At 58.3% G+C, this 13253-nt stretch carries 7 protein-coding genes; 6 read left to right on the top strand and 1 reads right to left on the bottom strand.

The annotated features are described in order from the left end of the window. The first annotated feature begins 4 nt into the window (after positions 1-4). The 6 genes from QZR30_RS26845 (at position 5) to QZR30_RS26820 (ending at position 11945) form a co-directional block, all read left to right on the top strand. Positions 5-2527, top strand: a complete 2523-nt coding sequence (locus QZR30_RS26845; RefSeq protein WP_059398330.1) for a type VI secretion system Vgr family protein — start codon at positions 5-7, stop codon at positions 2525-2527. Next, positions 2524-4320 carry an esterase/lipase family protein gene (locus tag QZR30_RS26840; protein WP_059398331.1) on the top strand — a complete coding sequence of 599 codons (1797 nt, stop codon included), beginning with the start codon at positions 2524-2526 and terminating at the stop codon, positions 4318-4320. The genes QZR30_RS26845 and QZR30_RS26840 overlap by 4 nt, the downstream gene beginning before the upstream one ends. Then, entirely contained in the window at positions 4308-5561 is a 1254-nt protein-coding gene (locus QZR30_RS26835; RefSeq protein ID WP_068966860.1) for a T6SS immunity protein Tli4 family protein, read from the top strand. The genes QZR30_RS26840 and QZR30_RS26835 overlap by 13 nt, the downstream gene beginning before the upstream one ends. Further along, on the top strand, positions 5558-6850 hold the full coding sequence (locus QZR30_RS26830) for a T6SS immunity protein Tli4 family protein (RefSeq protein ID WP_235577347.1): 1293 nt from the start codon (positions 5558-5560) through the stop codon (positions 6848-6850). The genes QZR30_RS26835 and QZR30_RS26830 overlap by 4 nt, the downstream gene beginning before the upstream one ends. A gap of 79 nt (positions 6851-6929) precedes the next feature. Continuing rightward, positions 6930-10571, top strand: a complete 3642-nt coding sequence (gene tssM, locus QZR30_RS26825) for a type VI secretion system membrane subunit TssM (protein ID WP_311904655.1) — start codon at positions 6930-6932, stop codon at positions 10569-10571. 51 nt (positions 10572-10622) lie between these two features. Next, positions 10623-11945 (top strand): hypothetical protein, encoded by a 1323-nt coding sequence (locus QZR30_RS26820; RefSeq protein ID WP_068966862.1) that lies wholly within the window; start codon positions 10623-10625, stop codon positions 11943-11945. Between the two features lie 135 nt (positions 11946-12080). Here QZR30_RS26820 and QZR30_RS26815 read toward each other — a convergent pair whose 3' ends face one another. Continuing rightward, positions 12081-13001 (bottom strand): ketol-acid reductoisomerase, encoded by a 921-nt coding sequence (locus tag QZR30_RS26815; RefSeq protein ID WP_145916462.1) that lies wholly within the window; start codon positions 12999-13001, stop codon positions 12081-12083. Between the last annotated feature and the right edge of the window lie 252 nt (positions 13002-13253).

Genomic DNA, 13253 nt, shown 5'->3' with positions numbered 1-13253 from the left:
TCACGTGCCCCGCCAAAGCGATCTGCGTTTTACCTTCGAACCCCTGAAAGACGACGCCTTCGACGTTGTTTCGTTCAAGCTCGATGAAAGCCTGTCCCAGCCGTTCAAGCTCACCCTGGAACTGGCCAGCCACAACGCAGCCATTGACTTCAATAACGTGCTCGACCTGGCGGGGCTGTTCACGATCTGGCGCGGTGAAACTCCGGTACGTTACGTGCACGGACTGGTCAGCCTATTCACTCAGGGCGATACCGGCTTTCGTCGTACCCGCTACAGCGCGGTCGTCGAACCCACCTTGGCGCGCTTCAACCTGCGCTCCAACTGGCGCATCTTCCAGGCCCAGACCGTGCCCGACATCATCACCAGCATGCTGGCCGAGCAGAAACTGACCGACATTCGCAGCGAAATCTGCTTCGAACACCAACCCCGCGAATACTGCGTGCAGGCCGGCGAAACCGACCTCGACTTCATCGACCGCCTCGCCGCCGAAGAAGGCCTGCTCTACACCTTCGAACACCGCGCCGACGGCCACACCCTGGTCCTCACCGACCGCGTCGGCGGCCTGGGCACCATCTGCACGCACACCGATTGTCCCGTGATCTACCAGCCAATGGCCGGAGGTGACTCGATGGAACCGGCCTTGAGCCGCTTCCACTACACCGAACAGGTGCGCACCGCCGTACAGGTGCAGCGCGACTACACCTTCACTCACCCGCGCTATAACCAGCAGCACACCGCCACCGGCGACCAGGACCTGAACAACCAGCACAAGGATTACGAGCGCTACGACTACCCCGGCCGCTATAAGCGCGATATCTCCGGCAAGCCCTTTACCAAGACACGCCTGGCTGCGCTGCGCAACGACGCCAAGCTGGCGCATCTGGAAGGTGATGACGCCCGCCTGCAACCGGGGCTGGCGTTTGATCTCAGCGATCACCCACGCGAGGACTTCAATGATCGCTGGCGCACTATCGCCATCACCCACGAAGGCAAACAACACACCAGCCTGCAGGAAGAAGCATTTGGCAGTGACAGTGGCACGTTCTATGAACTGAAGGCCACAGCCATCCGCTGGGCCTCCGACTGGAAAGCGCCGATAGGCAACAAACCACGCATCGACGGCCCGCAGATCGCCACCGTGGTCGGCCCGCCGGGTGAGGAGATCTATTGCGATGAATGGGGCAGGGTCAAGGTGCAGTTCCCGTGGGACCGTTCGGACAAAAACAACGACCACAGCTCGTGCTGGATCCGCGTCACCCAAGGCTGGGCCGGGGCGACCTGGGGCTCGATGGCCATCCCCCGTGTGGGGCAGGAATTAGTGATCAGCCATCTGGACGGAGATCCCGATCAGCCGATCGCCATTGGACGAGCGTACCGGCAGACCAATTTGCCGCCCTATGAGCTACCCAAGCTGAAAGCTATAGCAACAACCAAAAGCCGCGAGTTTGGCGGCACCCAAGCCAATGAGTTGCGTATTGACGACACTACCGGGCAAATCAGTGCGGCATTAATGAGCGAGCACACGCACAGCGCGCTGCACCTGGGTTACCTCACGCATCCACGTCACTATGGTGGTGGCCGGCCAAGGGGCGAAGGCTTTGAATTACGCACGGATGGTCATGGAGCGTTGCGTGCAGCAAAAGGATTGTTGCTGACTGCCGAGGCGCAACTGAAGGCCGGTGCGGGCCAGCTAGAGCGCCAGGAGGTGATTGATGTATTGCAAGCCGCTCTGACATTGGCCAAACAGCTGGGAGCATCTGCCGAAAATGCCCAGGCAATTGTCCTGAATGCGCAGCCGCAGCAGTCCCTGACTGATGCCGTGAATGCGTTGGGCCATGGTGCCAATGATCAGGCCAATGGCACCGGCAATGGCGCGCAACCCATCATCGCGTTAAGTGGGCCTGCCGGCATCGCTGCCGCGACGTCCCGCAGCATCGTCATGGGCGCAGGCGAGCATATCGACAGCGTTGCCCAGCAGAACCAGCAGCTCACCGCGGGTAAAAAAGTGGTCGTCAATGCGGGCGACGAAATCGGCCTGTTCGCCCAGGGTGGCGACATGCGCCATATCGCCCATAAGGGGCAACTGCTGTTGCAGGCCCAACACAACAGCATTCAGGTGCAGGCAGACCAGAGCGTGGAAATCAGCGCCAGCCAGCAACATGTGTTGGTCACTGCCGACAAGCACATCACCCTGTTGTGCGGTGGGGCCTATATCAAGATGCAGGGCGGTCATATCGAGCTGGGCATGCCTGGCAATTTCACGGTGAAAGCCGCAAACAAATACTTCGTTGATCCAAGCCATGCCGCAGCGCAACTCAATAGCTGGCCCAGCACCTCGTTCAACGAACGCTTTCAGACCTTCTTCGCCAACGGCCAACCCATCCGCAACCGTGCCTACGCGCTGGTGCGCAAAGACGGCGCACGGTTCGAAGGCCGCACCGATGGTGATGGCTTCGTCACCCTGCAACAGGGCATGACGCTGGAAGGGCTTGCACTGCAATGGCTTGAAAACGGAGAACCCGCATGACCGACAACCCATCGGCGCCTCGTGTTGCGCCCATGACCTACAACGCTCGGGGCAATCCCGTGCATACCTGGACCCTGACGCCCAGCCACATCACCGACCCGGTGCACTGCATATTGCCGCCGGACGGGATTCTGCCGGTGATTTTTGTGCCGGGGATTATGGGGTCGAATTTGAAGAGTAAGCCTGATAAGCGCAATAACAAGGAAAAGGCCGTTCCTGTGTGGCGCCTGGATGCGGGGCTCATGGGCAAAAATATGTGGCTGGCCCTGAACTGGATCAACAAAAAAGCCGGTATACGACAAAAACTTTTGCATCCGGCCAGGGTTGAGGTGGACAACCAGGGCGCAGTGCCTGAACGTGCTGCTGGTACAGTTCTGGCACAGCCGGGGTTGGACAGGAAAAATACCCTCCAGGCCTTGAGAAAACGCTATGAAGAACGCGGCTGGGGCGAGGTCAGTGAAACCAGCTATCACGCTTTTCTTCTTTGGCTGGAAGAAACCCTGAACAACCATTTCCTGCCTCACCAATGGCCGCAATTCGACATTCGGCCCGAGCACCTGCATACCGTCGCTGTCGAGCCTGGGCCGACTCATATCACCCGGTTAAAACCCGAAACCCCCATTGCCATGCCGGGATTGGGAGCCACCCTGGCCAGCCAGTTGCCGCCGGTTATCTCGGATGAGTTGTTGGCGCGCGGTGACTATCGAATGCCGGTGCATGCGTGTGGGTATAACTGGTTGGATTCCAACAAAGTCGCTGCACAGCGCCTGGCCGAACGCATTGACGAACTGATGCACCAATACGGTCGAAACTGTCAGCAAGTCATTCTGGTCACCCACTCCATGGGCGGATTGGTGGCTCGACGATGTGCGCAGTTGCCCGGCATGAGTGCAAAAATTGCGGGCGTCGTGCATGGGGTAATGCCCGCCACTGGGGCTCCGGTCGCTTACCGCCGTTGCAAGGTCGGTATGAGCGATGAAGATCCGATTGCCGGAGCAGTGATTGGTCCGACCGGCCAGGAAGTGACCGCCGTTTTCGCGCAGGCGCCTGGTGCTTTGCAGCTGCTGCCTACACAGGATTATGCCCCTGGCTGGCTGAGGCTGATCGACAACCAGGGTATTTCGGCGATGCCGCGCCAGCCTGTAAAAGACCCTTACGAAGAGATTTATCTACGCCGCGACCGTTGGTGGGGATTACTGCGTGAAGAGTGGCTGGCACCGAAGGATGGTGATCCGATTACGTGGGGAACATTTGCGGACAACATTAAAAAGGCAAAAGCCTTTCATCAACGTATCAGCGGCTCCTATCACCCTCAAACCTACGTCTACTACGGCAGCGAAGACAAGCACCCCAGCTTCGAATCCATCACTTGGCAAATGCAGCGCGGGTCTCGCCTCAACGGGCCCCACGGCTCGCACCCCGACAGCTTCACTGTTTCCAATCTCCAGATGCATCAGGTCAGGGATGATGGCCGCAGCCCTGTGTATGTCGGCGGCCACGAGCAACCCATACCGCCCCTGCGTGGCGATCCCGATGCGCCCGTCAAAACCGTGCAGACCAGCTATTGGGAGCTGCATTGCAAGATGCAGGATGGCTCCGGCGACGGAACTGTACCGGTCAGTTCGGGCGGCGCACCGGTAAAACAGGCGCGCAACGGTGGCGTCCGCCAGCAAATCAAGGCGCCCGGCTTTGATCATGAAGCGTCCTACGCCAACCCGCTAACACAGCAGTTCACCCTCTATTCGATCATCAAAATTGCGGCGAACGCCAAGAGGCCCCTATGCGTCGGCTGATCATTCTTTTTGTCTGCCTGGTGCTGGGCTCTCTCGCAGCATGTACTGCCTTCAAACAACCCAGCGAGCAGGAGAAACGTAACGTGAGCGAAATGATTACCCACATGCGCACTTGGGCGCTGGGCCGAGGCTTGATTGATTTGCCGGCCAACTGGAGTGGCGGCGGTGACGTGAAGCTCTACTACGGGCTAGGCGCCGATCATTCGTCGGTAGAGGTGCGAGTCTTGGGAGAGGGAGTGACGCAGCAGCGGTTTGATGCCGCATTGAACGAGCGTGCGCACCGAATCGCGGCGGTCAAGAACGATGAACAGCAGAACGCATCTATGTTGGTTTCAGCAAGTCGTGAAACCCCGCAGAAGATATGGCTGCAGTACTTTGAGAGCACCGAAGTCCCAGACACCTTCGTCCACGAATTCCATCTGCTGGTGGGTGACGCCTACGTCATGCTCCGCGCCGAATCCTATGACGGTGATACAGCCCCGGTTGAGGCCCGCCTGTTAAAGCTATCCAAGGAAATATTCAAAGTCGCACCTGAGAACGCCGGTGCAGGCTTCGCCCTGGGGCCGATTGTGATCCGAAGTCATCACGACCAAGAAATCGCCAGCTTCGATTTCAGCCCTCCTGCTTCTGACGTATCGCTGAACATCTACATCAACGCGCTCTCACCTGATGACGAAGAACGCTTGCACGTGCGCACCCAAAAAGACACGAAGATTTTTCTCGCCGGCGATTACCAAAATCTGCGCTCTGGAAAAATCACACTGGCCGACATGCAAGCTGAAGAGTCCTTGATTGGTTTCAGTGACGATACTCACCGTCAAATACTCTTTGTCAGCGAGAACTATCGAGACAACCCCTCCCTGAGCCGCCCTGCCATGAGCATTCGCCTTTCAGCAGGAGGTATGAGCGCAGGACCAATAGACCCCGATGAACCAGAAGACCTTGTGCGCTGGACACTTCCCCAATTCGCCAACAAAGGCTACGACCTCCCGCTTTGGCAACAGCCCGCCAGTCCGGACCCCGTCAATCCCTCACTCACCGACTACGAAGCCATGGCCGTGTGGGACGCAATCCTCAAGTCCGTGCGCATCCGCTACGGCTCGGTCGCGCCCAAGCCGGATCCCTGGGCCAACATTCGCGGGCCCAGTGCAGAGGAAGCCGCCGAAAGCAAACGCATCCTCGATGAGTTCATCGCCAGTTTGGAAAAGCGCAGGGCGTTACCAGGGGATAGCGATCAATGAATAGCGCCCGCCGGCTTTTTTTTAGCCGCCTTCACCGTCAACCCTCCCAACTCCTTTTGTGCAGGCGGCGCCTTTTTTTGATGTGCCTGACGTTTGCGTTGCTTGCGGGATGCGCCGCTTTCAAACAACCCAGCGAACAGGAGAAACACAACGTGAGCGAAATGACTACCCACATGCGCACCTGGGCGCTGGGCCGAGGCTTGATTGATTTGCCGGCCAACTGGAGTGGCGGCGGTGACGTGAAGCTCTACTACGGGCTAGGCGCCGATCATTCGTCGGTAGAGGTGCGAGTCTTGGGAGAGGGCGTGACGCAGCAGCGGTTTGATGCCGCATTGAACGAGCGTGCGCACCGAATCGCGGCGGTCAAGAACGATGAACAGCAGAACGCATCTATGTTGGTTTCAGCAAGTCGTGAAACCCCGCAGAAGATATGGCTGCAGTATTTTGAGAGCACCGAAGTCCCAGACACCTTCGTCCACGAATTCCATCTACTGGTTGGTGATGCTTACGTCATGCTCCGCGCGTCATCCTATGACGGTGATACAGCCCCCGTTGAGGCCCGCCTGTTAAAGCTATCCAAGGAAATATTCAAAGTTACACCTGAGAACGCCGGTGCAGGCTTTGCCCTGGGGCCGATTGTGATCCGAAGTCATCACGATCAGGAGATCGCCAGCTTCTATTTTCGCCCGCCAGCTTCGGATGTATCGCTGACCATCTACATCAATGCACTCTCGCCTGATGACGAAGAGCGCTTGCACGTGCGCACCCAAAAAGACACGAAGATTTTTCTCGCCGGCGATTACGAGAATCTGCGTGCTGGGAAAATCACACTGGCCGACATGCAAGCCGAAGAGTCCTTGATCGGTTTCAGCGACGATACTCACCGTCAGATACTCTTTGTCAGCGAGAACTATCGAAACAATCCCTCCCTGAGCCGCCCAGGCATGAGCATCCGCTTATCGGCGGGTGGAAAAAAACGCTCCGCCATTGATCCTGATAAGCCAAGAGACCTTGTCCGCTGGACCCTGCCCGAATTCGCCAACAAAGGCTACAAACTGCCGCTTTGGCAGCTCCCAGCACCTGCAGAACCCGTCAACCCCTCACTCACCGACTACGAAGCCATGGCCGTGTGGGATGCAATCCTCAAGTCCGTGCGCATCCGCTACGGCTCGGTCGCGCCCAAGCCGGATCCCTGGGCCAATATTCGCGGGCCCAGTGCCGAGGAAACTGCCGAAAGCAAACGCATCCTCGATGAGTTCATCGCCAGCTTTGCGCAGCGCAAGCCATGACACTGAGAAGGCCTTTAACGAGAGCAAAGGGGACCATGTCTGTGGGTAACGAATTCTACAAACACGCTAGGAGCGATTCATGAAAACGGTCTGGGGTTACCTCAAACGCTGGGGCCTGCCGGTGCTGCGGCAGTTCAACCAGGCGGTGCCGGTACTGGTGCTGCTGGGCGTGGTGTTTTTGTTGATCGCCATCTGGTGGCTGGGCCCGCAGTGGACCTGGCGCGAGCGTCAGCCGCTGGGTGAATTGGCGATGCGCGTGTCGGCCAGTGTCGTGGTGTTGGTGGTGCGGCTGCTGATCTGGGCGTGGCGGGTGCGTAATCGTTACCAGATTCTGCAGGTTGAACGTCAACATGAGGCGGCGGTGCAGGCCGATCCTTGCCTGCCGTATGTCGAGGCGCAGGAGAGGGCCTTGGATCGGAGTCTGGGCAACCTGCTGAACAATATGGAGCGCCGCCGTTCGCTGTATCAGCTGCCGTGGTACCTGGTGCTGGGCGAGGAAAATGCCGGCAAGACCAGCCTGATCACGCGTTCCAACCAGAGCTTCGCTTTGTCCCATGTGACCAAGGCGGGGGTCAGGGCCCATCAGGAAGAGCAACTGGCCTATCCGGTGGATTGGTGGATCGGTGACGAGGCGGTGTTGATTGATCCACCGGGTGAATTTCTCAGCCACCCGACTTCACCGGCTGAACACGTCGAGCAGCAGGGCAAGGTCAAATCGGTGCTGCCTACGGGCACCCACGCGCGCCTTTGGTCGCATCTGCTTGACTGGCTAACGCGCAACCGCAGCCGTCGAGCATTGAACGGCGTGGTGCTGGTGATCGATGTACAGGCCTTGCTGGCGCAACGTCCCGAACAACGCAAGGCCCACGCCAACCTGCTGCGCACCCGGCTATTTGAGCTGACACGACAGTTGGGCACGCGCTTGCCGGTGTACATCACGCTGAGCAAGTTCGACCTGCTGGAAGGCTTCGAAGAATTCTTCTCCCGGTTATCGCGCAGCGGGCGCGAAGACCTGCTGGGCTTCACTTTCAGCCTGGATGCGGTGGATGATTTCGATGCCTGGCTGGCGGAGCTGACCCGCGAATACCAAACCTTTGTCGACTGCCTGACCGAGCAGGTTTTCAATAGCGCCAGGGAGTCGCGCACATTGGATGAGTGTGATCGCTTGCAGGCGCTGATGCATCAGATGGGGGGCTTGCGCCCGGCCCTGTTCGGCTTCCTCAGCGAAATACTCGGCAGCGATAGTTTCACCACGCCGGCGTTGGTGCGCGGGCTGTATTTCTCCTCGGTGCTGCAGCAGGGCACCCTAGGCAACGCTTTCGTTAAAGAAGCGGGGCAAGCCTATCAACTGCCGCCACCGCCACCCGAAGTCAAACCCGCTGGTGGCACGGCGATCTACTTTGCCCAGCAACTGTTCCAGCGGGTGATCTACCCCGAAGCAGGCTTGGCGGGCGACAACATCAAGGTGGCCCGCAGCAAGCGGCGGTTGCTGATCGCCGGGTTCAGCGTCGCATCCTTGGGCTGTTTGGTCGTCATCGGCACCTGGCAGTTTTACTTCAATATCAACCGCGACAAGGCGGCCAATGTATTGGCCAAGAGCCAGGAGTTCAGTGAGCGGGACATCGACGCCAAGGTCGACCCCACCGGGCGCAACCTGTTGTTGCCCCTGGACCAGATCCGTGATGCGGTGCTGGTCTACGGCGACTATCGCCAAGCCTGGCCGTTGCTGTCGGATATGGGGTTGTATCAGGGGAGGGTGATTGGCCCTACCGTGGATGAGGCCTACCTGAATCTGTTGTCCAAGCGCTTCTTGCCGGCGATTGCCAGCGGTGTATTGGATACCATCAATACCGCTCCCGCCGGCAGCAATCAGCAACTGGCGGCCCTGCGCGTCTACCGCATGCTCGAAGAACGCCAAAACCGCCGCCCGACCATCGTCGAAGAATGGGTCGCCAAGCAGTGGCAGCGCGCCTATCCAGGCCAGGGCCGGTTGCAGGCCGACTTGATGGGGCACCTGGGCTACGCACTGAAATATGCCGACGCCGACCTGCCGCACTACCGTGAACGCATTACTCAGGTACAGCAGCAATTGCGCCAGTTGCCCATGGCCGAACGGGTCTATATGAGCCTGAAACAGGATGCCCTGGAGCGCTTGCATCGCCCCCTGGACCTGCGCAATGAGGTCGGCCCCGCGTTCGATATCGTCTATAGCCCGCTCAACACCGATCAACAGGGCAGCGGCCTGCAGTTGCCGCCGCTACTCACCGCCAAGGGCTTCAAGGATTACTTCGAGCCCGGCACCGAGGGCATCATCGAACTGGCCATGATCGACCAGTGGGTGCTCGGCGAGCGACAACGCCTGGACTACTCCGACGAAGACCGCAAAGTGCTGACCCAACGCATTCGCGCCCTGTACAGCGCCGACTACGTGGACAGCTGGCGGCGGGCGCTGAATCAGTTCGCGGTCACCGACTTCGACGACCTCAGCCACGGCGTGGCGGTATTGGAACAAGTCACCGGTCCGGCCGCACCGCTACGACGGTTGCTGGAAACCCTGCGTGACAACAGCGTGATCTACCCGGCCGTGCCCTTGGCTGAAGGGCAAGCGCCGCTCAAGCTGGACAAGGTGCCAGAGGGGCAACAACAAGCAGCAGGGATTCGGCGCGCATTCTCCAGTCTGTCAGAGCTGATCACCGCACGAGGCGAGCAGCCGTCTTACTACGAAGAAACCCTGCGCTCGGTCAGTGCCGTCTACGATTACGCCAAAACCGTGCACGACAACCCCGATCCCGGCAAAGCGGCGCTGAAAACCGTACTTAACCGCTTCTCTCTGGACGGCGCTGACCCGATTGCCAACCTGCAACGCGTCGCCGTAGGCCTGCCCGAACCGCTGAACCAGCACGTCAAAAAACTCGCCGACCAGACTTCACAAGTGTTGGTCATTTCGGCTTTGCGCGAGTTGGAAAAACGCTGGGACAGCGAAATCTACAGCTTCTACCGCGACCGTCTGGCAGGCCGCTACCCGTTCAAGGCCAGCGGCGAGGACGCTTCGCTGGAAGACTTCGAAGCCTTCTTCGGCCCACAAGGGCGCCTGCAGCAGTTCCACGATCAGTACCTGAACGTATTCCTCAAGGACAACCTCGACGCCCTGTACTCCGATAGCCTCGGCGGCTACCTGGTGCGCAGCGACGTGCTGGAACAGCTGAAAAAGGTCGAGCGCATCCGCGACACCTTCTTCAACCATCGCGGCCACCTGGCCGTGCAACTTACCATCGAACCCCTGGCTCTGAGCGCCACCCGCCTGAGCAGCATGCTCAGCGTCGACGGCCAACTGATCCCCTACCAGCACGGCGCGCCGCAACGCACCGGGCTGGTGTGGCCCAACAGCCTGGGCAACACCAATGGCAGCCAACTGACCTTGGTACATAGCACCGGCAACACCGCCAGCATGAGCTATCGCGGGCCGTGGTCGTTGTTCCGGCTACTTAGCCGCGGGCACCTCAATGGCCGCACCGACACTAGCGTGGACCTGACTTTCTCAGTCGCCGATGGGCTAATGCGTTATCGAATCGGCGCGGAGAAGGCCAACAACCCGATCACCCAGCGCAGTTTTGAGGGGTTTGTGCTGCCGAGAACACTGCTGGAAGAGCGTCAAACGAAGAGAGACGTAAACAAGGTTGGGGGTGTTGCCGCAACAGCACTCAGCGATGCACGCCCATAAGTCAGCGATGACTGAATACGAAATAAATACACACAAAACAGGACTGTTTAGATGGCAATCAAGCTGCAAATGTTGACCGAAGATCCTAAAGAAATTGAGCTGATCGAGCGTTACTGGGCTGTCGATGAATCAGGGCAGTACCTTGAAAAGGTGAGTGCACTGACGGACGTTATTGAAATGGCACCAGGCGTTACACTCGCCAGCTTCATACGGCAACGTTGCAATGCATTCGATGACAATCAGGTCTGTCCTAAGTGTGCAGAACTGATCGAAATCAAAAATCGCTCCGAGGCTAAAAAGGTCCCTCAACGTTACACCAAGCTTTGTACGCTGTGTCAGAACGATCAAGACGCGATTTCGCTTGCGGCCAAAAAGGCGAAAGCCGCAGAACTTGAACGGCAGTTGGCCGAATACGTAGGCAAGCAGTTAACCCGCACGGTGGATTACTCAGCGCTACCGGATGCTCAGGTACTGCTTTTGCTGGCGTTGGACAGGGCCGTTACCCCGAGATTGACCAATGGCGGCTTCAGATTAGGTGATTGTCGAGGGCTGACGCCTCGGTATGTCGGTGACTTCATGCTGCAATTGCGTGAGGCTGGGCTTGTCCTTGATGACCCGAGTAAAGCAAGTCCGGGGACCTACTATTGGAAAGACGATGAGATTTGGGTATTGGGGGACCAGGTTGTCTATCGGTTGGCGCCAGATGCTGCATCAAGGAGTGCGGACGAAGTCATTCGTAGTCTGCCGGATAGGGTTTACACCGATGCTGACGGGCTATTCAACCTGTGGCTTGATTACGCAGTTGCTGATGTCATGCATTATTTGGGCACTGAGTGCGAACTCTATAACCATGATCTGTCGGAACAAGAGCTGGCAGAAATTAAAAGTACGATCCGCGCGGCATTGCACACCTACAGCGTTTCACAGCTCTGGTCGGTGGCCTGGAAGGTTGTCAGGGACGCTGCAAGTTTAGCGAATCGCGAGTACTACAACCGTTCCAAAGCGGCAGCAACCATCCCAGGGAAGATTCGGCGCAACTTGGAGAAGGTGCAGCGGGAGTCGATTGAACTCAAGGAGTGGAGCCGCCCGGAGCACCACCCCGTGGGCACATTGGGGATGGTGTTGGGAGAGATTTTGGGGGTTGATGAAAACACCTCTGGTCATAGAGTCTCTTCCCTTATTGCCTGGCTCACAGGGCAGGCCTGTTCACCTGCTATCGAAGCAGCGCTAGACGAGCCGATACGGGAATTGATGACCTTGGCGTTGTCCCAAGACATCGGCGCTTCAGTAATGCTGCGGTTCGCAGAGATGATTCGTGCCGGTCATGATGTCGGTTTTGCTATTGAAGAAATTGGTGAAGCGCTTCGGTCTTAAAGCGGGCAGGGTACACCCGAGAATAGAAGTGGCAGCAAGCCCTCAGCCTACATAGGGAGACGCCCAACGCAAACGAGCCCGCCAGTGCCTCTGGCTGGCGTGGCAGAGCCGTGGCGGCTGATGCGCATAAACCAATCACAAAGCATCCGCCCTACACGCGCCGTCGAAATTACCGGTTCTATTTCGAATGTACCGAGTAATGCCTTGCAACAACTGGGCAAAACGTTGGGCATAGATATCCCCCACCGATGGAAGCAACCAAGTGCTGTTGATTTCCAGCTGAACGCTGGGAACGCCGAGGGAAGAAGCAAACCGTGTCAGCGTCTGATTCTTAGTGGCGGGGAAGTAGTTGTCTGAGAAGTTCAGAAGTCCTTCCTTGCGTAGCGCTTCGCTCAGGGTGGGGACGATGTCAGTGTGCCCTAGTAAAGACGCGCCATTCATGGTGCCGAAGTCGACGTCGTAGGGGCGCGAGGTGCTGCTGCCGTGAGGGTCAATCAATAACTGCGGCTTCTGCTGTTTGATCAGTTCGGCGACTTGTGCCTTGAAGGCATTGTCGTCGTAGTAGTTGGGATCTGAGGGGCTGCGGTATTGGGTATAAATGACGGTCGCGCAGGTCAGGCTATGGAGCAGTTTGGCCAGTGCGGCGGTAGCCGCCCCGTCAGAATAGCGATAGTCGCCTTCTCGATAGGGCTGCGTAGCGTGAGGCGCGGTGATGAGGACAGGCGTCGTGCCCTTGAGCACCACATACCAAGCGGTGTCGGTGGGGGCGGCGGTGGCACTTTGAGCCTCAATCGTTGTTTCAAGCGTTATCGCTTCTTGTATCTGCGCCGGCTGGATGAGGGCGCGTTCTGCCTGCGCCAGCCCGGTGGTGGTGAACAAGCCGATAGCCAGCGTTACGCGGATGGCACGTGATAGGCCTGCGACGTTCACTGCTCGATCAGGATCAATGACTCGGCAGGCGGATTGATCGGGCACAACTGACCGCAAAGCACACGCGGGCGTCGAGCATTCATCGGCTGCTGTAGTGTCGAGATGATCTTTTCTGAGGCGAGGCATTCAGTAATCTCCATGACTGATCCTCATCGATTACGACAGGCAAGGGTGCTAGCCCAATCAGAGACCAGTGATTCTCATGTAGCGCTCATTTTTAGCTGGGCAATCGCAGGCGTCTACTGTCATACCTGACAGTTTTTCAAACGCTTGTGCGCTCCTGCCCGAATACTCCCTGCCCAAGACCTGCACGTTCCGGCATGGTAGTAGCGCATTACCGCCGCCGTATCCACCTGCGTGGTACTCCTTTTTGCCCAG

This window comes from Pseudomonas sp. rhizo25 (assembly GCF_031931935.1).
GTDB lineage: Bacteria > Pseudomonadota > Gammaproteobacteria > Pseudomonadales > Pseudomonadaceae > Aquipseudomonas > Aquipseudomonas synxantha.
The sequence above is the reverse complement of the archived record's forward strand: the minus strand, read 5'-3'. Positions and strand labels throughout refer to the sequence as shown.

Coding starts and splice junctions, on each gene's coding strand:
- QZR30_RS26840 (WP_059398331.1), top strand. CDS start 2,524: ATGACCGACAACCCATCGGCGCCTCGTGTTGCGCCCATGACCTACAAC.
- QZR30_RS26835 (WP_068966860.1), top strand. CDS start 4,308: ATGCGTCGGCTGATCATTCTTTTTGTCTGCCTGGTGCTGGGCTCTCTC.
- QZR30_RS26830 (WP_235577347.1), top strand. CDS start 5,558: ATGAATAGCGCCCGCCGGCTTTTTTTTAGCCGCCTTCACCGTCAACCC.
- tssM (WP_311904655.1), top strand. CDS start 6,930: ATGAAAACGGTCTGGGGTTACCTCAAACGCTGGGGCCTGCCGGTGCTG.
- QZR30_RS26820 (WP_068966862.1), top strand. CDS start 10,623: ATGGCAATCAAGCTGCAAATGTTGACCGAAGATCCTAAAGAAATTGAG.
- QZR30_RS26815 (WP_145916462.1), bottom strand. CDS start 13,001: ATGCCTCGCCTCAGAAAAGATCATCTCGACACTACAGCAGCCGATGAA.